We start from the raw sequence: 23,518 nt of genomic DNA, 5'->3' as shown, positions 1-23,518 counted from the left end.
TAAAAACACTCACAAAGACAAAACCTTTACTGCGCATATAAAACTTGTTATACAGTAACCATAGGCTATAAATCTACGGGTAATTAGTACTACTCGGCTATGACATTACTGCCTTTACACCTATAGCCTATCAACGTCGTCATCTCCAACGACCCTTAAAAGATGTCTCATCTTGAGGCGAGTTTCGCACTTATATGCTTTCAGTGCTTATCTCTTCCAAACGTAGCTACTCAGCGGTGCTCCTGGCGGAACAACTGATACACCAGAGGTTTGTTCAATTCGGTCCTCTCGTACTAGAATCAAGCCCTCTCAAACATCTAACGCCCGCAATAGATAGAGACCGAACTGTCTCACGACGTTCTGAACCCAGCTCGCGTGCCACTTTAATGGGCGAACAGCCCAACCCTTGGGACCTTCTCCAGCCCCAGGATGTGACGAGCCGACATCGAGGTGCCGAACCTCCCCGTCGATGTGAGCTCTTGGGGGAGACTAGCCTGTTATCCCCGGAGTACCTTTTATCCTATGAGCGATGGCCCTTCCATACGGAACCACCGGATCACTATGTCCTGCTTTCGCACCTGATCGACTTGTTGGTCTCACAGTCAAGCACCCTTATGCCATTACACTCTACGCACGGTTACCAAGCGTGCTGAGGGTACCTTTGAAAGCCTCCGTTACTCTTTTGGAGGCGACCACCCCAGTCAAACTACCCACCACGCAATGTCCTTCTAAAAGAAGTTAGGCTCCAAGTAAGTAAAGGGTGGTATTTCAACGTTGGCTCCACGAACACTAGCGTGCCCGCTTCAAAGCCTCCCACCTATCCTACACATTACTTACTCAAAGTCAATACGAAGTTATAGTAAAGGTTCACAGGGTCTTTTCGTCCCATTGCGGGTACTCGGCATCTTCACCGAGACTACAATTTCACAGAGCTCATGGTTGAGACAGTGCCCAGATCGTTACACCATTCGTGCAGGTCGGAACTTACCCGACAAGGAATTTCGCTACCTTAGGACCGTTATAGTTACGGCCGCCGTTTACTGGGGCTTCAGTCAAACGCTTCGCTTACGCTAACGCCCTTCCTTAACCTTCCAGCACCGGGCAGGTGTCAGACCCTATACTGCATCTTTCGATTTTGCAGAGTCCTGTGTTTTTGATAAACAGTCGCCTGGGCCTTTTTACTGCGGCCACCATTGCTGATGGCGTCTCTTCTCCCGAAGTTACGAGACTATTTTGCCTAGTTCCTTAACCATGATTCACTCTAGCACCTTAGGATTCTCTCCTCGACTACCTGTGTCGGTTTTGGTACGGGTTGCTTCACTTCGGCTTTTCTTGGAAGCACTTTCCCTACAACAACTTCGCCCGAAGGCTAGGTCTTGACTATTCCGTCAGTCTCCAGTAAGTACGGCACTCCGTCCCCTTTTTAGTGTGAGCAAGTATGGGAATATTAACCCATTGTCCATCCACTACCCCTTTCGGGTTCGCGTTAGGTCCCGACTAACCCTCAGCTGATTAGCATGGCTGAGGAAACCTTAGTCTTTCGGTGAGCGGGTTTCTCGCCCGCTTTATCGTTACTTATGCCTACATTTTCTTTTCTGTACGCTCCACAATACCTCACGATACTGCTTCGGTGCAAACAGAATGCTCTCCTACCAGATATACCCAAAAGGTATAAATCCATAGCTTCGGTACTCTATTTATGCCCGATTATTATCCATGCCGGACCGCTCGACTAGTGAGCTGTTACGCACTCTTTAAATGAATGGCTGCTTCCAAGCCAACATCCTAGCTGTCAATGCAGTCCAACCGCGTTGCTTCAACTTAATAGAGATTTGGGGACCTTAGCTGTTGGTCTGGGTTCTTTCCCTCTCGGACATGGACCTTAGCACCCATGCCCTCACTGCCGTAGAACATTTATTAGCATTCGGAGTTTGTCAGGAATTGGTAGGCGATGAAACCCCCGCATCCAATCAGTAGCTCTACCTCTAATAAACTTATATACGACGCTGCACCTAAATGCATTTCGGAGAGTACGAGCTATCTCCCAGTTTGATTGGCCTTTCACCCCTACCCACAGGTCATCCGAAGACTTTTCAACGTCAACCGGTTCGGTCCTCCACTCTGTGTTACCAGAGCTTCAACCTGCCCATGGGTAGATCACAAGGTTTCGCGTCTAATCCTGCTAACTAAGCGCCCTATTCAGACTCGCTTTCGCTCCGGCTCCGGACCTGAAGTCCTTAACCTCGCTAGCAAAATTAACTCGTAGGCTCATTATGCAAAAGGCACGCCGTCACCCAACTTGTGGGCTCCGACCGCTTGTAGGCGTACGGTTTCAGGTTCTATTTCACCCTTCTATTCGAAGTGCTTTTCACCTTTCCTTCACAGTACTTGTTCACTATCGGTCTTTCAGGAGTATTTAGCCTTGGAGGATGGTCCCCCCATATTCAGACAGGATTTCACGTGTCCCGCCCTACTCATTTATCATCAAAATATGCCTTTCATATACGGGGCTATCACCCTCTATGGCTGTTCTTTCCAGAACATTCTATTAAACATATAAAGACTTTTGGGCTAATCCGCTTTCGCTCGCCGCTACTTACGGAATCTCTTCGATTTCTTTTCCTCAGGGTACTTAGATGTTTCAGTTCTCCTGGTTTGCTCTCTAATTAATTAGAGTGACATGTCTTCAACATGCCGGGTTGCCCCATTCGGACATCTGCGGATCAATTCGTGTGTGCCAATCCCCGCAGCTTTTCGCAGCTTACCGCGTCCTTCTTCGCCTCTGAAAGCCTAGGCATCCGCCATACGCCCTTAACGATTTCTTTCCTATTTTTGGTTACTCAAGCGCTTATATGCGCTCGGTTTTTTCTTTGTGATATTTTTACCGTTAATGTCAATGATCTTAATGTCTTTTCTTCTGTCTGATGAACGAATATTGTTTTTTGGCTCTATCCGTAACTTTTAAATCAAACTTCCAAAACTGTGGAGAATAAGGGAGTCGAACCCTTGACCTCCTGCGTGCAAGGCAGGCGCTCTAGCCAGCTGAGCTAATTCCCCCTCTAGTAGACTAAGAGAGTCAAGATGCTAGATTAAAGATTTACATCTTGGCTCTTGCCTCTTTCATCTTCCCGTCTTATAATTAGTAGTCTCGGGCAGGCTCGAACTGCCGACCTCTACATTATCAGTGTAGCGCTCTAACCAGCTGAGCTACGAGACTGTCTTTTAGACTAACAGTCCTAGATCCTAGATACAAGACTTTTGCATTCGTCTTGGTTCTTGGCTCTCGGCTCTTGTATCTCTATCCCTATACTAATTTCTAGTGGGTTGTGTATTTTTATAATATATAGCAACCAAATAAAAAACTAAAGCTTTACTTTAAGCAGAATCAATGTACATTGCTGTACTAATTTTGTTTAACGTCTTTAAGACGCTCTAAAATGAGATGTTCCAGCCGCACCTTCCGGTACGGCTACCTTGTTACGACTTAGCCCTAGTTACCTGTTTTACCCTAGGCAGCTCCTGTTACGGTCACCGACTTCAGGTACCCCAGACTTCCATGGCTTGACGGGCGGTGTGTACAAGGCCCGGGAACGTATTCACCGCGCCATGGCTGATGCGCGATTACTAGCGATTCCAGCTTCATAGAGTCGAGTTGCAGACTCCAATCCGAACTGAGACCAGCTTTCGAGATTTGCATCACATCGCTGTGTAGCTGCCCTCTGTACTGGCCATTGTATTACGTGTGTGGCCCAAGGCGTAAGGGCCGTGATGATTTGACGTCATCCCCACCTTCCTCTCTACTTGCGTAGGCAGTCTCACTAGAGTCCCCAACTGAATGATGGCAACTAGTGACAGGGGTTGCGCTCGTTGCAGGACTTAACCTAACACCTCACGGCACGAGCTGACGACAACCATGCAGCACCTTGAAAATTGTCCGAAGAAAAGTCTATTTCTAAACCTGTCAATTCCCATTTAAGCCTTGGTAAGGTTCCTCGCGTATCATCGAATTAAACCACATAATCCACCGCTTGTGCGGGCCCCCGTCAATTCCTTTGAGTTTCATTCTTGCGAACGTACTCCCCAGGTGGCTAACTTATCACTTTCGCTTAGTCTCTGAATCCGAAAACCCAAAAACGAGTTAGCATCGTTTACGGCGTGGACTACCAGGGTATCTAATCCTGTTCGCTCCCCACGCTTTCGTCCATCAGCGTCAGTTGTTGCTTAGTAACCTGCCTTCGCAATTGGTGTTCTAAGTAATATCTATGCATTTCACCGCTACACTACTTATTCCAGCTACTTCAACAACACTCAAGACTTGCAGTATCAATGGCAGTTTCACAGTTGAGCTGTGAGATTTCACCACTGACTTACAAATCAGCCTACGGACCCTTTAAACCCAATAAATCCGGATAACGCTTGCACCCTCCGTATTACCGCGGCTGCTGGCACGGAGTTAGCCGGTGCTTATTCGTATAGTACCTTCAGCTACTCTCACGAGAGTAGGTTTATCCCTATACAAAAGAAGTTTACAACCCATAGGGCCGTCGTCCTTCACGCGGGATGGCTGGATCAGGCTCTCACCCATTGTCCAATATTCCTCACTGCTGCCTCCCGTAGGAGTCTGGTCCGTGTCTCAGTACCAGTGTGGGGGATCACCCTCTCAGGCCCCCTAAGGATCGTTGACTTGGTAGGCCGTTACCCTACCAACTATCTAATCCTGCGCGTGCCCATCTTTATCCACCGTAGTTTTCAATATCAAATGATGCCATATGATATATTATGGGGTATTAATCTTCCTTTCGAAAGGCTATCCCCCTGATAAAGGCAGGTTGCACACGTGTTCCGCACCCGTGCGCCGCTCTCAGTTTCCCGAAGGAAACCTACCGCTCGGCTTGCATGTGTTAGGCCTCCCGCTAGCGTTCATCCTGAGCCAGGATCAAACTCTCCATTGTATGTTTTTCCTGACCCACTCAAAGTTTTTTTTTACGCTTTAGTTTTTTTCTTACTTGGTTGTATATTGTATGTCAATGATCTTTTTTCTTTCCGCAAAACATAGAGAAGCTTTTCTGTCGTTCTGTCCTCTATTTGCGGTTGCAAAAGTAATTATTTATTTCTAAATGACAAAATGTTTTCCAAAGAAAATTTGAAGTTTTTTAAGTAACCTTAACTCCCTGACAAACATCCGTCCTTACTGCTTCTGCGCTCCGTTTAACCGGACTGCAAAGATACTAAAATTTTTAAATCCCACAACTTTTATTTCTAAAAATTAATCAGATCATTTCCTAGCTCCTATAAAGCATTTTCATAAATAGTATCGCTTACCTAAAAGCTCTTCTGTGCTACTAATCAACTCTCGTTTTTCAGTGGGGCAAAGATAGCAACTTATCACAACGCAAAACAAACTTATTTAACATAAAATTCATCATCCCGTCATATTAATGCATAAACAACTGGCAGGCAGAGAGAAAAATTTAAACTTATGTTTAGTTTTAAAGTCTACTTGAATACAAAGTGTAGCCCTATTGTTTATTTTGTACATAGATAAGGCTTAAAAAGTCAGCATAGGACCTTTCCAACCCAATAATATCACCAGACTTTAGATTTAAGCCTCCTGTTCCTGAGGTATCTGATTTAACTTTTGCGGAAGAAACCTGAAAATATAGATTCTCGTCATTATTTTTTGCCTGAACTTTAATTATAGAGCCCAAAAGTTTCTTTGTTGATATAGTATATACTTCTCCGGGAATGATCTCCTGTGTAAGATATGATCTTGGGGTTAACACATAATCCTTCTCATTGATGTTAATTTTTTGATTTTTATCAGAAGAAGCAAAAACGTAAAGCATTCCTTTCTGGCCTGCTAAGTTTTCTTTGGGAGTATAGTACAGGGCAATTTTATAATTTGCCGGATTAAGAGGTTGCGGAATGCCCGTTATATTTTCAAAAGGTTTAAATGAAAATGTATTGGCTCCTATTTCTTTTGCCTTCTTATATATTAAAGAGAAAACAGCTGCATCATCATTGGAGAATCCCTGAACATCAATTTCGCCCAAATATTCGGCACCCTTTATAGCGTCCGCTTTTTTATACAGGAATTTATCTGTATTGTCATTTGTTTTCTCAATTTTTGAAAGATACACCTTTTGTGCATAACACAACTGTATACAAAATACGGAAAGGGCAATTGCTAGATTCTTCATATTATTGTTGTGTAATTGTTCTGACAGCTTCTTCGAGGCTATTTTCCCAATGTTTTGGTTCTATTTTATAAATCTCCTCTATTTTATCCAAAGACATGGTACTTCTGGCCGGTCTTTTTGCAGGAGTAGGATATTGGTCGGTTGTTAAAGGATTTAATTTTACTGAAGATTTTGAAAATTCAGCGATCTTTTTAGCAAACTCAAACCATGTCGTTTCCGGATAGTTGGAGAAATGAAAAATACCAAAGGTTTTGTTGGGGGTTTGGATAATGTTCATGATTGTTTCTGCAAGATCATTTGCATTGGTAGGCTGACCAAACTGATCTGCAACAATCCCTAGTTCGTTCTTTTGAGAAAAGAGGTTGAGCATTGTTTTAACAAAATTCTTATTAAATTCTGAATAGAGCCAAGAGGTTCTCAAAATAATGGTTTTAGGATTAAGTTCCAAGGCCAATTCTTCTCCTTTTCTCTTTGATTCACCATATATTCCCGTTGGGTTTGTAAAATCGTCTTCTGAGTAGGAAAGGTTGGTATCGCCATCAAATACATAATCTGTGGAAACATGAATCAAAATGCTTTTATGATCTGCACATGCCTGAGCAAGGTATCCTACTCCATCAGCATTGACAGCAAATGCTTTATCACTTTCTTTTTCGGCTAAATCAACTGCTGTGTAGGCTGAAGCATTGATACAGTAATCAGGTTTATTATCATAGAAGAAGTCATTGATCTGACTTTCGTCTGTAATATTCAAAGTCTGAGAGTCTGTAAATATGAATTCGTAGGAGTTTTCAAAATCAGGTGCTATTTTTCTGATACAGTTACCCAACTGTCCGTTACTCCCTATTACTGCTATTTTTTTCATCTGTAATTTTATTATTTTACTTATCTAAGGTACTGCTAAAGAAAATATATCCTTTCATCGCAAAAGATTATTTTTTCCGTTGTCTGATTAAGAATTTTTTGCGTTCTGAGATCTTAAGTATTTTACTCTTGGCTGGAAATCTTTTTGCTCCAGATTTACAAAGAACTTATGGAAAGTCTCTTTTATATCTTCGGGATGAACTTCAGATTTTCTTGTTGCAATATTAAAATAGATTACAGTAACCCATAATACGGCATGAACTGTTTTTTCATCCAGACTTTTCATCAGTATTTCTACTTTGGCTGTTCTGTCTTGTATTTCTATAGTCTTGCTGCTGATGACTACCTGAGTATTGTATCGTACTTCTTTTAAATAAGCGATCTCATTTTGAATGGCAATCCAGGTGCATCCCGTTTTCTTGGTATACTCTTCGTAGGTGAATCCGTAAAATGTTTCTACGTGATCTTCTCTTGCATTGAACATATAGTCCAGATATTTCACATTATTTAAATGTCCTATCGGATCACAATCGCTGAACCTCACTTTTACGGTTGTTGATACTTCTCTTTCCATAGCGCAAAAATAAAAAAACCGCCCCTAAAAGAGGCGGTTAATTTATAAAACTTTGTTAATTTCTTAGTTGATCCCTAATTCTTTCTTAACAGCAGCTGTAGCATCTGCACCTGATTTGTAAACCAATGCTGCAGAATTTGCATCCATAATGAATTCATATCCGCTAGCTTTAGCTACTTTCTCGATAGCATCGTTCAGTTTTTTCTCGATAGGTCCGAAAGCAACATCTTGTTTAGCCTGAAGATCTTTCTGAGCTTTATCCTGCATTTGAGCTATTTCTTCCTGAATCTTTTGTAATTCTGCTTCTCTAGCTTTGTTTTCATCAGCAGTTTTCTTAGGAGCTTCCTCGCTGTACTGCTTTAATTTAGCTTGTCCTGCGTCAGCTTTTTTCTTGATCTCCGCTTGTTTTGCATCTAAGAAAGCTTTTATATCAGTATCTGCTTTTTTCTTTTCAGGCATTGCATTAAGCACCCCCATTAAATCTACAGTAGCTAATTTCTGAGCTTTTGCCATACTTACCGATACAACCATTATTACCGCGGCAAATAATACACTTAATTTTTTCATAATTGGTAAAATAAATAATTTAATTTGTTTTTAGATTTTAATTTAAGGTAAAAGTTAATTTAAAAAAGTTACTTTTTACTTTTACTACTTGTCTTTTCTTTTTTATCAGATCCTTTTGATCCTTTTAACAAGACATCCAATACTTTTTCTGTATAATCATATCTGGGCTGATGGATAATCACATTAGTGTTGCTTTTATCAATAACTATGCCTAATCCATTCTTTTCAAACACTGTTTTAACAGCGCTCCAGATCTGATCCTGAAAAGGTACTACCAGATTTGTTCTCAACTTTGTAATTTCCCCGTTGGTTCCAAAACGTAAGCTTGTAGTCGTTTTTATATTCTTATCAAGATCTACTACTTCTTTTTCTCTAAGTTTAAGCTGGTCTCCAATAAGCAAAACTTTTTCACTTTCAAATGCCGCTCTTTTTCTTTCGTACTCAGACTGCAGATTTTGAAGTTCTGACTGCCAGGTATCGATCTGTGAATTTAATCTCGCTTCGGCTTCTTTGTACTGAGGTAATTTATTTAAAATATACTCTGTATCCACCACTCCTATTTTCTGGGCATTTGAAAACCCGAAAAGCAGTAAAAGTACAAATGTGAAAATGATTTTAAAGTTTTTCATAGGTATGAATTATAATGATTGGTTCATCAAGAAGTGAGTCTTCCATCCAGATGGCTCTGTTCCGGAAACGGTCTTATCGAATCCATAAGCAAAGTCAAATCCGATCAAACCGAAAGCCCCCATATATACTCTGACCCCAACACCTACCGATCTTTTCAGCTGGAATGGGTTGTATGTGCTCCATGAGTTCCATACGTTACCTCCTTCAGCAAAGGTAAGTGCATAAATTTTAGCGGTTTGATTCATCGAGATCGGATATCTTAATTCTAGTGTAAATCTGTTATAGATTGTACCACCTCCTTTTTGTGTAATATCATCCACTTCTCCTCCATATGTAGATGCATTTTCGTATCCTCTTAAAGGAATCAATTCACGACCGTCATATCTACCTCCAAACAAACCTGTACCACCAACGTAGAATCTTTCGAATGGCGGAGCACCCAGTTTTTTGTTATAGCCGTCCATAAATCCCATTTCAGCAGAAGATCTCAACACCAGTTTTCCGGCAACTTCGTTATATACATCAGCCTTGAACTTGATTTTATAGAATTCCATCCACTTGTACTTGTCAACAGGAGACATTGTAGAATAGTCTTTGTTACTGAACAAAGAGTAAGGTGCGGTCAACTTAGCGGAAACTTCGATATTTGATCCCATTGTTGGGAAGATAGGGTCGATACCTGCTGAGTTTCTGCTTAAACCTAAGTTAAGACTTAAGTTATTGGCATCCCCATAGTATTCTGTGGTATCCCCAAACTGGAATGGATAGTTACTGAATTTATAATTCTGATACTGGATTCCGGTGTATAATGAGAAATAGTCATCCGGCCAGTTCAGTAATCTGTTCAGACCAACTGATGCAGAGAAGATGTTAAGCTTCTGGCTACCACCACTACTGTCACTATATTTTACTCTGGAAGTATTTAAACTTACCGAAAGGGCAGTAGGTCTCGTTCCAAATAACCAAGGTTCAGTAAATGAAACGCCATAGTTTTGGAAATACTGTCCTGCCTGTGCCTGAATGGATAAAGTTTGACCATCTCCCTGAGGCACTGGCTTAAAGTCTTTAAATTTAAGGAAGTTTTTCAAAGAGAAGTTGTTGAAGGTAAGTCCTAAGGTACCAATAAAGCTGTTACCACCGTAACCAGCCTGTAGCTGCACCTGGGAAGACCCTTTTTCAACCAGTTTCCAATTGATATCTACTGTATTATCCTGCTGGTTTGGCTGAATATCCTGACCTACCTGTTGTGGATCAAAGAAAGACATCCCCGCAAGATCAAAATAGGTTCTCTTAATTTCTGTCTTTTTGAAAAGCTGTCCCGGTTTTGTTCTTAAAGCTCTAAGTATAACATGATCATGAGTCGTGGTATTCCCCTGCCAGGTTACCTTATTCCAGGTAGCCTGTTCCCCTTCATTGATTCTAACCTCAAGGTTTACGGCATCTCCTGATACTGATTTTTCAACCGGTGTTATATTAGAGAAAAGGTAACCGTTATTCATATACATAGACTTGATGTCTGAATCGTCTTCTTTACCTCCGTCTTCTCCAACTTTTTTGTTGAAACCTACCGCATCGTAGATATCTCCTTTTTTATATCCTAGCAATCTCTGTAAGTATTCTGTAGGGTAAACGGTATTTCCGGTGAATGTAACATCTCCGATATAGTACTTCTTCCCTTCGTTAAGCTTTACATTGATTTCGTAGTTATTTCTTTTGTTTCTCCATACAGAGTCTGAAACGATGGCAGCATCTCTATATCCCAAAGAGTTATAGTAGCTTACAAGGCTCTGCTTGTCTTCCTGATACTTTTCTTCAATAAATTTAGAAGATTTCAGAATTCCTCCGATACCAAATCTTTTTTGTTTGGTTTCTTTGAAGGCTTTTTTTCTAAGTTGTGCATCAGTAACCGTTTGGTTGCCTTCAAATTCGATATGGTCGATTTTTACTCTTTTCCCTTTCTCTACATTGATGGTCCAGTCTACCATAGACGGATCGTTTGCATTGACCTTATCCTGAATGGTAATTTTGGCATCAGCAAATCCTTTTTTCACGTAATCCTTAGGGACTTTTGTCTTAAGGCCGGAGATCAGGTTTTGGGTGATCTTTGTTCCCGGCTTCAGATTATTGTCTTTAACCAGTTTTTCGTTTTTAGATTTACCGATTCCTTTACCTGTGAATTTTACTTCTCCAAGTTCTTTAAGGTCTTGTAAGTAGAATCTTAAAATTATGGTTTGCCCTTCAATACTCTGAACATATACTTCAACTTCTGAAAAAGACTGGGTATCCCAAAGCTTTTTAACAGCGTTGCTGATTTTTTGTCCTGGAATATCTACAACTTCGCCTTTTGTTAAGCCCGTAAATCGTAAGATCTGTGCTGGCGTATATTTTTTTACCCCATCTACAACAATGTCTTTAAGAGTGTAAGTTCCTGCTTCATTTTCGGCATGTACTGCACTATTTACTTTAGTGCTGTCCTGAGGAGTTACTTGTCCATAAAAATGCGCCGAAGCAGCAAACATTATGATGGGTAATAGTCTAAACTTCATTTTATCGAGTCTTTCTTTTCTTTAAATTTATTGGGCATTTATCTGATCGCCAGTTAATCCGTATCTTCTTTCTTTATTTTGATAATCAACAATACATTGGAAGAAGATATCTTTTGTAAAATCCGGCCACAGGACATTTAGAAATTGTAGTTCTGCGTAAGCAATCTGCCAAAGGAGGAAGTTGCTTATTCTAATTTCACCACTCGTTCTGATCAGAAGATCTACAGGAGGAAAGTCTTTTGTATAAAGATAACTTTCGAATAATTTTTCATCAATATTCTCAATATCCACTTTTCCTTCTTTGACATCGGAGCTGATATTTTTTACAGCCTCTACTATTTCATTCTGTGAACCGTAGCTTATTGCCAGCACTAAATTACCTTTTGTGTTTTCTTTGGTAAGTTCTACTACACGTTCCAGCTGTTCTCTCACCAGGAGAGGCAGTTTTTCCAGATTCCCTATCACATGCATTCTGAGTCCTTTGCTGAAAATTTCTTCAGCTTCGAGCAACAGGGTTTCCACCAGCAGATTCATCAGTGTACTTACTTCATCTGCAGGACGGCTCCAGTTTTCAGAAGAAAATGTATACAGTGTTAGATAGGGTATATCAATCTCATTACAGGCATTAATGGCATTTCTTACTGCATTAATGGCATTTTTGTGACCGAAGGTTCTTTCTTCGCCACGAGTTTTTGCCCATCTTCCATTGCCATCCATAATGATGGCGACGTGTTTCGGTAAATTCTCAGAATTTATTTTATCTTTAATCAACGACATATTAATTAATCACAATAACATGGTGGTCTTCCGAATGAGTAGCTGAGTCCTAAACTAACTGTATTCATCCAATCTTTAGACCTTTCATCACCAATATTTCTTTTGTTAATAAGTTCTTGCTCTCTTTCTTTAGAGACTGCAAAATAGTTTCCGGACTGCAGCAGCGAACCGCCAGTAGCAGGATCTAAAATATCTGCATTAAAGCTGGAGGTTACATCCTTAGGCATAATCCTGCTGTGATCCAACTGATCTGTTAATGTATATCTAAATGTAGCTTCTGCAAATATAGACCAATTATGATTGAACTTATATTTTAAACCTACCCCGAAAGGGATATGCATCGTTACTTTTTTTCCTACTGTATATTGTGGAGTACTTGTAAAATCCAGTTCATTAAGAGGAGCCTGTGCTACTCCGTCTGCATCTCTTCTAAAGTCGTTTACAAGATTCGCTTTAGGTGCATCAAACATTAAAGCACCAATACCTCCGAAGATGTACGGGCTTACCATGCTTACCTGCTCGTTATTGATAGGGAAAAAGTTGTATTCGAACATTAAGCTGGTTTCGTATACGTTATTTTTTCCGTATGAATTTCTATTCACTCTATATTCTTCTTTCGCAGCTTTATCGCTGAACTGGATCTGGTTGTACCCTAAGTCCAATCTAACGGTTTGATGCGGGTTAAAATTAAATCTGTATAATAAACCTCCATAAAATGGGAATCCCCATTCTGACACTCTGTCTAAATCCAACGGCTTTTGTAAAATGTAATTGGTCCTCCCTACGTCCCCAACTAGGTTACTCATTCCTAGACGAACTCCCAATTCGTTTCTTTGTGCTTTAACACTTACCATTCCAAGGAAGGCAAGAAAGCTAAACAATAATTTTTTATTCATAAAAGAATATGGATTTATGGTTATTTTAAAATTTAATTTTTGCAAATATAAAACATTTTTATATTAATGATATTCTTAATGTATAGTTAAAAATAAACAAAAAAACATAATTTGTTATAAAGTAAACGGCAAAGTGCCAAAAATATTCTTTTTTCCTTAGATTCCAAATACTGACAGTATAAGAAAACCCCCATTTGCTGAGGGTTTAAAACGCTATTTTTTATTAAATATTGTCTGTATCTTATTTCGTATTTTTATCAATAGTGGTTCTTCATAATTTTTGTCTTCATCAAAATATCCATAACCATATCCATACCCATATCCATAACCGTAGCCGTACCCCTGTTTTGTATTATAGTCATTATAAATGAGACCTAAATGATTAATCTCCTCATTATGGTACTTTTCAGTGATCATTTTCAGCATATACTTTTCAGTATATTCATGACGCACCACATAAATATTGGCATCAGAATACTTCATCAGTTCATAAGAGTCTGCTACCAAACCTACCGGAGGCGAATCTATAATAATGAAATCATACTTCTCTTTTAGCTCTTCTATAAATTTGATGTTTCTTTTGCTCATTAAAAGTTCCGAAGGATTGGGAGGAATAGGTCCGGAAGTAGCCACATCAAGATTAGGAATATTGGTATTATTAATGATTTGTTCTATTCCTACTTCTCCTGTAAGATAGTTTGAAATACCATATTTATTATCAATTTTAAAATCTCCAAAAATCTTAGGTTTTCTCAAGTCCATTCCAAGCAGGATGGTCTTTTTGTCGCTTAACCCTATTACGGAAGCTAGGTTGATAGAAATATATGTTTTCCCTTCTCCTCCGATGGATGAAGTAACCAAAATCGTTTTCCCTTTACCGTCTTCTCTATTATTCTCCATCAGAAATCTCATGCTTGCCCTTATTCCTCTGAAGGCCTCTGAAACAGATGATTTCGGATGTTCTAAAACAGTAAGCATATTTTCATTACTATTATTTCCAATGACACCAAGAAGTGGAATCTTTGTGGCACTCAACAATTCTTTAATGTTACGGATCTTATTATCCAATACTTCTCCTATCAGGATAAATAAAAATGGGAGCAATAGCAGTCCGGTCATAATTCCCATCTTTATTGCTTTCACATTCGGACCTATCGGAGCCTGTCCCAGATTTTTTGCCGGGTCTATTACCGTGATGTCAGACTGGTTGGTCGCCACCTTCATCTGCGCTTCATTCTGCCTTCCTAAAAGACTGTTGTAAGTCGCTTCGATCATGCTGTATCCTCTTTCTGCATCCAGATATTTTCTTTCTTTTTCAGGATATGAATTCAAATCAATATTGGCTTCTGCTACCTGCTGATCTATTTTATTGATTTCATCATAGTATTTCGTATAATAATTTCTCAGAGAACCGGATGATCCAGCTTTAGCCTCATCAATAAGCCTGTTTATTTCTCTAATAGGTTCAGAATTTGGCTTATAGATCATTGCCATTTCTCTTTTCTTTGCATATAAAGCTTTAAGCTCTGTCACAGAGGCAGAGAAGAACCCATCTTCAAAACCAGCAGCATTCGTGCTGATCATTTTCTCGAAATCCTGAGCCTGCAGTGTATTTTTGATGTTATTCAAAGAACTAATCTTGCTCACGATATCGGCTTTTCTCCCTTCAAGCTCTTTTATTTTATCTAGGGATTTTTCGTCCCTGTCTTTGATATTGTAGAGTTTTTCCGAAGTTTTCAGATAGTTCAGAACCGCTGCACTTGAATCCAGCTTTTTACGGATATTATCTACGTTGTTTTGCAGATAAAGGTCCGTGTTTTTGTTAACGATGTTTTTATCAGCCAGTCTTTTTTTCTGAAGTTCGGCTACCGATTTATTTAAGAAGTTGACGGTACTATTAAGATTAAATCCTCTTTTATTAATAATCATAATTGTCCCTATCTCCTTGTCAAATTCTACCCCTATGGTAGAAACGATATCATTCACACTTTGATTTACAGAACCAAGAGTCACAATAATATTGTCAACTTTTATTTTAGGAGTTTCGGTATTTCTAAGGAGCCTAAATCTAAGATTCGGGGAATTATACCATTCGTTGATCTTTATAATTTTATTCGCAGGTTTGGCATATGCGTTAATAGACTGAAAACCTTCGGATTCATAACTATACAAACTGGTAGACTGACCTTCCTCCGGAAGAACTACCTCATAAGAGTCTCCTCCCTTTGGAATCAGGGTAATAGGATAATTAATCTGCTGAAGATGTTTTTTATCGATCTGCAGAAAAATTGGTGAGTCGGTTTTATCAATATATGTTGATTTGATGATACCCTTGGTCGAATAATTCACGAAAAGATCAAGCTCTTTTACCAAAAACTCGTTATGAGATCTTGATAATAACATTTTCTTAAGATAAACTCCGTCCTGATTTCCGTTTTGTCCCCAGATAAAATTGATAGACTGGTTAGGGGTAAAATAGCTTGATGTATTGTTTGATATGCTTAAAGAAAGGTTTGAAGCATAAATACTTTGTGCATAATATTTACTGTATACCCAGGAAATAACATAACCGATAAACAGCATCAATACAAACCAGTACCAGTTTTTGAGTATTCTTCTTACAAAATGTTCTATATCAAATAATGCAAACGATCCGTACTTATCCTTCTGGGGCTCGCTTTTACCTACTTTGGTGTCTTTCTCTGGAATCATGATTAAAGGTTTTTAAGAAGCAGGTAAATTGATAATGCTGTCGTAATCACGGACACCCCAGTAGTTAAGGTCTGTACAGGATCTTTTCCAAATCCGTTTAAGCTCTTTCCTCTTGTATTCAGATAGATTTCGTCGCCATTCTGTATATAATAGTAAGGCGAATTCATGATATCTTCGCGGGTAAGGTCTATTTTTGCTGTTTTGATTCCTTCCGGTAATTTTCTGTGAATGACGATGTTCTTTCTGTCTATAGTTCTGTTCAGACCCCCGTTAATAGCAAGTGCCTCAGTGATGGTAAGTGTATTTTTGTGTACTACTTTTTCTCCAGAAAGACCTGTGGTTTCTACGTCTCCCAAAATATAGTACGTTATTCCGTTTGTGTTTAACCTTACTTCAGCCTTTCCTTCCTGAAAGTTTTCATTTACTTTTTCCTGAAGCTCCTGGCTAATATCTTCTAATGTTCTTCCTTCAGCTTTGACATATCCTATTCCGAACACATTAATATCTCCTTTGGAATCAACTTTTAATCCGTTGAAATAGAAACTCATATTCCCTCCTGTACCGGCTCCTCCCCCCGTACCCATCAATGAAGAGCTGCCTCCTCCGGATGAATTCAGAGATGAATAAAACTGAGCTGCATCTCCCTTGGGAGTGGTCACAATATTGAGATTAAGTATATCGTTCTTGGTAATCCTGTAGGTAGGAATATTGTAGGGAACAAGTCCTTCTTCGTTGATCACCAGGCTTTCGCTGGGCTGCATATACCTTACATCTTTTTTGGTGATGCAGGAGGTAATAAAAAAGGGTAATAGTAAAAATAAATACTTTAAGTTCTTCATCATGTTTGAATGTTTTGCAAAAGTAAAAATTAAATTGATATTTTCTTATTATTTCGTAAACGATAAATCACATCTGGTAGATAAGCTCCCAAAAAGCCTAAAAAAAGGACAATCAGTAATAGTAGATTTATATTGATATGCCTTAAATAGTAGGCCACCGTTACAATCATAAGATAATAAACAATAATATAAAAAGTGGAACGTCTATGGGTAAGATCTAATTTCAAAAGTTTGTGATGGATATGGTTTTTATCTGCGTCAAAAGGCGACTTTTTGTTGCATATCCTTATTATAATTACATTCAGGGTATCCACGATGGGCAGAATAAGAATAGCTACTGCTACCACTGGTGCCGACTGAAGGTGATACCTTGGAACATTAGGAAGTTCCTTATCAATAAAAATATCAATAAAGCATATGGATGTAAAAGCCAGCAGAAAACCGAGAAGCATGGATCCGGTATCTCCCATAAATATTTTATTGGCTCTGTAATTCGATAAATTGTAATATAAAAATGCGAGAACGGTACCAATAATGATCACTGATAAAACAACCAGAGGATAATTGTATTCGCCGAGTCTATAATAGCTTATTCCGAAGAGACCACTACAAATGACGGAATATCCACCGGCAAGACCGTCTATTCCATCAATCAGATTGAATGCGTTAATCAGAACTATAAAAGTAATAATACTAAACACTATACTGATGATATACCCCAGTTCATATATTCCGAATATTCCAAATAAGCTTCTGATCCTAATATCTGATCCTATGACAATAATAGAAGATACTACGATCTGAGCAACAAGTTTTTTATATGCCCGCATTACGACAATATCATCCATCACTCCAATATATAAGAGAATAATTAATGAAGCAAATAAAAATTTATAGAGGTCAAAGAGTTCATAAGCAAAAATAGATGCCGTAATCCCGATCGAGTAAAAAATGGCAATCCCGCCAAGATTGGGGATTTTCCTAAGGTGAGAGCTTCTTATCCCCGGCTCATCCATAAGATTCTTTCTTCTGGATATTTTAATGATGGTGGGAATAGAGAAAAAGGTAATTAAAAAAGCAAACAGAAAGCCCAACCCTATTTTCACGTAAAAAATAGAAATCCCTGATTCGCTTAAGAACAATTCAAAATTTTTCATTCTTTTTTTTTCAAGCACATCATCCACCCCTCCAATAAAACTTATTTCAGTGCCTTACAAGAGGCTTTCCGTCAAAGTTTTAGTATTGACCGAAATAATTGTACTTATCATTTGTGTTATAACATTCTTCTTATCAATTTTTTTTGTCCTGCAAAAAATAACAGATAAAAAATCTTTTTTTTCAACGGCAAAGATAAAAGATAATTCTTACCAAAACGACTATAGCTCAATATATCTTGAATTTTTATTTTTCTTTCCTTCCTGAAAATAGTGAGCTCATGAACCATTTTATTGAAAATTTCTTCATTCTTTACAAAAGCTACATAAGCCAGAAAAGAATACACGCCTTCAAAAATCTGAAAGTTTTTCAATTCTTTCCTTTTATAGGAATATTCTGATCCTTCAAACACGGATTCTACATCTTGTACAGCTTTCAGGATATCGAGCCCCTTTTCTGTATGTGTTTTTGTAATAGAATCTGTCCGTTCCAGATACTGATAATGAAAACTCTGCGTCTGAGCCAACACTTTACATTCCAAAAGAAGTTGTGGGATCAGCTGGATATCTTCAAAGTGCACTCCCGCTTTGAATCTTTTATGAGCAAAAAGCTCTCTATTAAACAGTTTATTGCATGCAAAATAGCTAAGATCTGAAAAAACGGAAAAATGATTATCCAGCTCTATTCTTTCAGGCATGTTGGGAATCTGGGTCAGCTTTTGAGTGACTTTTCCATTTTGATCCACTTTCTGAATATTACAGATCACCATTTTGGCTTCATGCTTTTCCGCCAGCTGCATCATTTCTGCAAACATCTTTTCAGTCACATAATCGTCACTATCCACAAAACCGATGTACTTTCCTGATGCTTTTTCCAGCCCAAAATTCCGGGCATCGCTTAAACCTCCATTTTCTTTGCTAAAAGCTTTTATTTTATCCGGAAAATTCCGGGCATATTCTTCTATAATCAATCCGGAGCCATCTTTACTCCCATCATCTACAACGATAATTTCAATCGTCTGAAGACTTTGATTAACCAGAGAATCCAGACATTTAGCAAGATAATTCTCTACATTATATACGGGAACTATAATTGAAACCATCATCTCTTATCTGCTAAATTAACAATCCCTTTGGCTAAAAATTCACTGAACTTTTGATATCCCTGTTTATTTAAATGAAGCGGATCTGCGTATAAATTCCGGTCTTTATCAAAATTAACGGTCACTTCATCGAAATTTAAGATGACTACTTTTTTATCCAGTCCATTATGCTTTACATTTTCAAGTAGCGCCTTTCTATACTCTTGTATCTTAAATTCAGCACCTCCATTTAAAAATAATTCCGCACTTTTATTGCTAAGGCTGCTTATTATATTCTTATTCTTAAAGTTTTCTTCAATTCCAAATTCAGGAAGAGAAACCACCACCGGTTTGATATTATAATGCAGTAATGTTTTAATGATCATCATCATGTGATGGGCATAAAAATCGGGGCCGACATGGGTTGCAGCATCGTTGACACCGGCAATCACAATGCAGTAATCCGGTTTTTTTTCGATTACCTTTCTGGAAGAGAATTCTTCTCCATTCTCCTTGAAAAGGTTTTCATAGATCCTTTTGGTTTTAGCGCCAGGATTCCCGGATGAATAAATCTCCGTCTGAATTCCTTTATCCAGAAGCTTTTTTTCCAGAAGAGAATCAAGATTCTGCCGGACAACCCAGCTATCTCCAATAATACCAATCTGTAAACCCGTTTCCGGTTTTGTGTCTGAAGGAAAATATTCTTCCTCCGGGGCATAGGAGTATTTATTCCAGAAATAGATGACACAGAACACTCCGCTCAACAGAACAATACTTAATACTATTTTTTTTTTCATCTTGTGTATACTTAAAAGGTCAGCCTGGGATTAAGCGTTCCTCTTTTTGCGTCTTCAAAATCTTTTCTGGAACACGGAATACAGTTTTCTATATTATCGTCATCTCCAAAATACCATAAATTACTGAAGGTATCTCTCTTGAAAGCATACTGATCTTCATCAATCAAGACATAGAACAGCTCATAATGTCTTTCTCGGGGATGTGAGCGCTGGATATTAATTCCTTCGATCAGATACCAGATCATTTGTGCCATTAACTGATGATTCAGCTGATTTTCTGAATAAATATTATAATTAAAAATTCCTACAGACTTTAAATTTTCGCTCAATCCTATTTCTTTCATGTAGGCACAGATTTCTCTTCTGTTCAGGCCATTGACCTGAGGATTCATAGAGAAAGGTTCGCTGAAACTTTCAATAGCGTCACAATTTAGTGTTACCAAATCTGTTTTTCTGAAAAAAGGTTCTGTCTTTTCCGTAGAATTCATCATTTCGGCAAGGCGTATGATATCAAATTCAACTTCTTTAATAAGCCTTATTGAATCCGCCTCATTCAAATGTTTTTGATATCCTAAATGGTGATAGTTTTTAATGGAAAAATTTTTAGATCCCAATATCTTTCCTAAAAAAGTATATTCATTGATAGCTTCCCCCTGCTGCAGGGAAATAATATTGCTGATCTGGGTATAATTGATATTTTTCTTATGAAAATTCAATGTTGAAAATAGGGAGAAAGCAAAATCATTGGATCCTCCGATAATAACAGGAATGGCTCTTTTATAATGACAAGCCGACAAAACCTCCTGAAGAATATAATGGGAGTCCTGAACAGATTTTCCGGAAACCAGATCTCCGAGATCTACTACAGGAATTTCAAAATCCAATTGTGAAAGTTTATAAAATTCTTTTCTTACGGCTGTGAAATCCTGCACTTCCGCATCGCCTCCCGCTCCTCTGTAATCCGAAACAAAGAGAAGAACAATGCTGTCTTCTTTGATATCCTTCGTGATCCGGCTGCCTATCTGCCAGCTTTCTGCTTTGAAATTTCGTGGTGAAATGATAAAATCTTCAAAATCCATATTTTAATCTGAAAACTTGAGAATAAGTTAATGTATTAATTGCTTTATCGAACAAACATACAAAAAAACCCGAGCAAGTTCATCTACCCTGTCGTTTTTTGTGCATAAAAAAGCCGTTAACACTCCTGTTAACGGCTTTGTATATTGATTCTGATATTACTTCTTTTTGGCAGCTGGTTTTTTGGCAGCCGTTGTTTTTTTAGCAGCAGGTTTCTTGGCGGCCGGCTTCTTTTTCTCTGCAAAGGCATTTTTATCCTGATCCGTGATCCATTTTTTCACCTCATCCAGGGATACTTCCTTCAGCTCTTCAGCCTCGTACTTTGTATCATCTTTTTTCTTCGGAATCTTGAACATTGCTTTTCCAAATTTAACAAAAGGACCCCATCTTCCGTTTTCAATAGAGATTTTCTCTTTTTCCCATTGCTGGATGTATCGGTTGGCTTCTTTTTCCAGCTTGGCATCAATCAGCTCATTGATATCGCTTTGTGAAAGATTGTCGAAATTATATTTCTTCGGAACATTAATGAAGAGGTCTTTATATTTGATGAACGGTCCGAATCTTCCTGTTCCTTTAGTTACCGGATCTCCTTTATAAGTAGCGATGGGTGCATCTGCTCTCTTCTTTTCGTTGATGATCTCTTCTGCCCTCGCCTGGCTTACAGAAAGAGGATCTTCGCCTTTAGGAATGCTGATAAATGTTTCGCCCCATTTGACATAAGGTCCAAATCTTCCTACTCCTACTGAAACGCCCTGCCCTTCAAATTCATTAAGTTCAAATGGTAATTTGAAAAGCTCCAGTGCTTCAGCTAAAGAGATGGTCGCTATATTCTGTCCGGTCATCAATGAAGCAAAAATAGGTTTTTCTTCATCTTCAGTTTCACCAATCTGAATCATCGCTCCGAACCTTCCGATTCTTGCGTGAACATTTTTACCCGTTTTAGGATCTACTCCAAGCAGTCTGTCCCCATTCGCTCTGTCTGCATTTTCTTCTACATCTTCAATTCTTGGATGGAATTTTGAATAGAAATTGGTCATCATTTCTTTCCACTTCTGATCTCCGTTGGCAATTTCGTCAAAACTTTCTTCTACTCTTGCTGTAAATCCGTAGTCCAGAATTTCTTTGAAATTATCGGTCAGGAAATCATTAACGACTTCACCGATATCTGTAGGTACAAATTTATTTTTATCGCCCCCGAATTTTTCTTCAAGAACTTCTTTTTTGATCTTATCTTTTATCAGAGACATTTTGACGACTTCACGGGTGTGAGGATCAATCTCTCTTTTATCTACATATTCTCTGTTCTGAATGGTCTGGATCGTCGGCGCATAGGTAGACGGTCGTCCAATTCCTAATTCTTCCAGCTTCTTCACCAATCCTGCTTCCGTATATCTTGCGCTAGGTCTTGTAAATTTCTCTGAAGCTGTGATCTTTTTATAGCTTAGAATTTCGCCTACACTTACTTTAGGTAAAAGTTTTTCATTATTTTCTTCATCCTCTTCATCTGTCTTTACGATCCCATAAGCCTTCAAGAAACCATCGAAAATGATTACCTCACCCTGTGCTTCAAAATGCTGGGGTAATGATGCATCTCCTATTTCAATCACGGTCTTCTCAATTTTAGCATTAGCCATCTGTGAAGCCAGTGTTCTTTTATATATTAATTGGTATAATCTGTTTAATTGTACATCACTTACACTTTTTACGGCAAAATCAGTGGGACGAATCGCTTCGTGAGCTTCCTGCGCAGAAGCAGATTTTGTGGTATAGTTTCTTGGGGAAGAATATTCAGCTCCGTATTCTGAAGTGATCTGTTTTTTAGCGCCTTCAATAGCTTCCTGCGAAAGGTTCACAGAGTCTGTTCTCATGTAGGTAATGTATCCTTCTTCATACAATCTTTGTGCAAGACGCATGGTATTGGTCACATTATATCCTAATCTTGAAGAGGCTTCCTGCTGTAGTGTGGATGTGGTGAATGGTGCAGATGCTGAACGTGTTCCCGGTCTTGTTTCAACATTCAGAACTTTAAATTCTGTAGTTTTTGCTTTTTCAAGGAATTTCTCTGCTTCTTCTTCTTTTTCGAAGTCTTTTTTAAGTTTAGCCGAAATTTCCTGCTCGGTTTTGTTTAAAAAGATTCCGTCCAGCTTAAAACTTGCTTTCGGGATAAACTCGCGAATTTCCTTTTCTCTTTCTACAATTAATCTTACGGCTACAGACTGTACCCTTCCTGCAGAAAGGCCCGGTTTTACTTTTTTCCAAAGAACCGGAGACATTTCAAAACCTACAATCCTGTCCAAAACTCTTCTTGCCTGTTGGGCATTCACTAAATTTTGGTCAATATCTCTGGGATTTTCAATAGCTTTTAGAATGGCATTTTTAGTAATCTCGTGGAAAACAATTCTTTTTCTGTTTTCAGGCTTTAATTTCAATTCATCGGCAAGGTGCCATGCAATAGCTTCACCTTCGCGGTCCTCATCGGAAGCGAGCCATACCATTTCGGCTTTCTTTACCGCTGCCTTTAATTCTGTTACCAGTTTCTTTTTATCAGCCGAAACTTCGTAATCAGGACTGAATGTGGCAAGGTCTATTCCCATTCCTTTTTTTGGAAGATCACGGATGTGTCCGAAACTTGATTTTACTTCGAAATCCTTCCCTAAATATTTCTGAATAGTTTTTGCTTTTGCCGGGGACTCTACGATTACTAAATTTTTCGACATTCTAAAAAAATTTTTTGCAAAAGTAAAGCTTTTTTATTATATACTTTTTGTTAAAACGTTTTAATTTGATATTTAGATGCGTTTAA

The 23,518-nt window shown here is 38.6% G+C and carries 15 protein-coding genes, 2 tRNA genes and 2 rRNA genes; all 19 read right to left on the bottom strand.

What is annotated here, in order from left to right; all coding sequences use genetic code 11:
- Positions 1-63 precede the first annotated feature (63 nt).
- Positions 64-2,825 (bottom strand): 23S ribosomal RNA (locus EG346_RS08380).
- 158 nt (positions 2,826-2,983) lie between these two features.
- Positions 2,984-3,057 (bottom strand) — tRNA-Ala (locus tag EG346_RS08375).
- An 86-nt stretch (positions 3,058-3,143) separates the two neighbouring features.
- Positions 3,144-3,217: transfer RNA gene (locus EG346_RS08370), tRNA-Ile, on the bottom strand.
- 218 nt (positions 3,218-3,435) lie between these two features.
- Positions 3,436-4,952: ribosomal RNA gene (locus tag EG346_RS08365) — 16S ribosomal RNA — on the bottom strand.
- The 16S and 23S rRNA genes sit together here with 2 tRNA genes alongside, the layout of an rRNA operon.
- A 567-nt stretch (positions 4,953-5,519) precedes the next feature.
- The gene (locus EG346_RS08360) at positions 5,520-6,200 is read right to left on the bottom strand and encodes a hypothetical protein (RefSeq protein ID WP_123877984.1); all 681 of its coding nucleotides are present in this window, start codon (positions 6,198-6,200) and stop codon (positions 5,520-5,522) included.
- Position 6,201: 1 nt separating this feature from the next.
- Complete coding sequence (gene rfbD, locus EG346_RS08355; protein ID WP_228426838.1) at positions 6,202-7,077, bottom strand: dTDP-4-dehydrorhamnose reductase; 876 nt, start codon at positions 7,075-7,077, stop codon at positions 6,202-6,204.
- 75 nt (positions 7,078-7,152) lie between these two features.
- The gene (locus EG346_RS08350) at positions 7,153-7,638 is read right to left on the bottom strand and encodes an acyl-CoA thioesterase (RefSeq protein ID WP_073335675.1); all 486 of its coding nucleotides are present in this window, start codon (positions 7,636-7,638) and stop codon (positions 7,153-7,155) included.
- A gap of 63 nt (positions 7,639-7,701) precedes the next feature.
- On the bottom strand, positions 7,702-8,205 hold the full coding sequence (locus tag EG346_RS08345) for an OmpH/Skp family outer membrane protein (protein WP_076509456.1): 504 nt from the start codon (positions 8,203-8,205) through the stop codon (positions 7,702-7,704).
- A 68-nt stretch (positions 8,206-8,273) separates the two neighbouring features.
- Positions 8,274-8,834, bottom strand: a complete 561-nt coding sequence (locus tag EG346_RS08340; RefSeq protein ID WP_073335677.1) for an OmpH/Skp family outer membrane protein — start codon at positions 8,832-8,834, stop codon at positions 8,274-8,276.
- Between the two features lie 9 nt (positions 8,835-8,843).
- On the bottom strand, positions 8,844-11,381 hold the full coding sequence (gene bamA / locus EG346_RS08335; RefSeq protein WP_073335678.1) for an outer membrane protein assembly factor BamA: 2,538 nt from the start codon (positions 11,379-11,381) through the stop codon (positions 8,844-8,846).
- A 27-nt stretch (positions 11,382-11,408) separates the two neighbouring features.
- On the bottom strand, positions 11,409-12,158 hold the full coding sequence (locus tag EG346_RS08330) for an undecaprenyl pyrophosphate synthase (protein WP_073335679.1): 750 nt from the start codon (positions 12,156-12,158) through the stop codon (positions 11,409-11,411).
- Positions 12,159-12,163: 5 nt separating this feature from the next.
- Positions 12,164-13,054 carry a type IX secretion system protein PorG gene (gene porG / locus EG346_RS08325; RefSeq protein WP_123877980.1) on the bottom strand — a complete coding sequence of 297 codons (891 nt, stop codon included), beginning with the start codon at positions 13,052-13,054 and terminating at the stop codon, positions 12,164-12,166.
- A gap of 213 nt (positions 13,055-13,267) precedes the next feature.
- Entirely contained in the window at positions 13,268-15,766 is a 2,499-nt protein-coding gene (locus EG346_RS08320; RefSeq protein ID WP_123877978.1) for a polysaccharide biosynthesis tyrosine autokinase, read from the bottom strand.
- Between the two features lie 2 nt (positions 15,767-15,768).
- Positions 15,769-16,608, bottom strand: coding sequence for a polysaccharide biosynthesis/export family protein (locus EG346_RS08315; protein ID WP_073335682.1), 840 nt, complete (start codon positions 16,606-16,608; stop codon positions 15,769-15,771).
- Positions 16,609-16,634: 26 nt separating this feature from the next.
- Positions 16,635-17,762, bottom strand: a complete 1,128-nt coding sequence (locus tag EG346_RS08310) for a glycosyltransferase family 4 protein (RefSeq protein ID WP_123877976.1) — start codon at positions 17,760-17,762, stop codon at positions 16,635-16,637.
- A 116-nt stretch (positions 17,763-17,878) separates the two neighbouring features.
- Complete coding sequence (locus EG346_RS08305; protein ID WP_073335683.1) at positions 17,879-18,865, bottom strand: glycosyltransferase family 2 protein; 987 nt, start codon at positions 18,863-18,865, stop codon at positions 17,879-17,881.
- Positions 18,862-19,638, bottom strand: a complete 777-nt coding sequence (locus EG346_RS08300) for an SGNH/GDSL hydrolase family protein (RefSeq protein WP_123877974.1) — start codon at positions 19,636-19,638, stop codon at positions 18,862-18,864. The genes EG346_RS08305 and EG346_RS08300 overlap by 4 nt, the downstream gene beginning before the upstream one ends.
- Before the next feature lie 11 nt (positions 19,639-19,649).
- The gene (locus tag EG346_RS08295; RefSeq protein WP_123877972.1) at positions 19,650-20,717 is read right to left on the bottom strand and encodes a formimidoylglutamase; all 1,068 of its coding nucleotides are present in this window, start codon (positions 20,715-20,717) and stop codon (positions 19,650-19,652) included.
- Positions 20,718-20,873: 156 nt separating this feature from the next.
- Complete coding sequence (gene topA, locus EG346_RS08290; RefSeq protein WP_123877970.1) at positions 20,874-23,432, bottom strand: type I DNA topoisomerase; 2,559 nt, start codon at positions 23,430-23,432, stop codon at positions 20,874-20,876.
- Positions 23,433-23,518 lie beyond the last annotated feature (86 nt).

This window comes from Chryseobacterium carnipullorum (assembly GCF_003815695.1).
Taxonomy (GTDB): domain Bacteria; phylum Bacteroidota; class Bacteroidia; order Flavobacteriales; family Weeksellaceae; genus Chryseobacterium; species Chryseobacterium carnipullorum.
The sequence above is the reverse complement of the archived record's forward strand: the minus strand, read 5'-3'. Positions and strand labels throughout refer to the sequence as shown.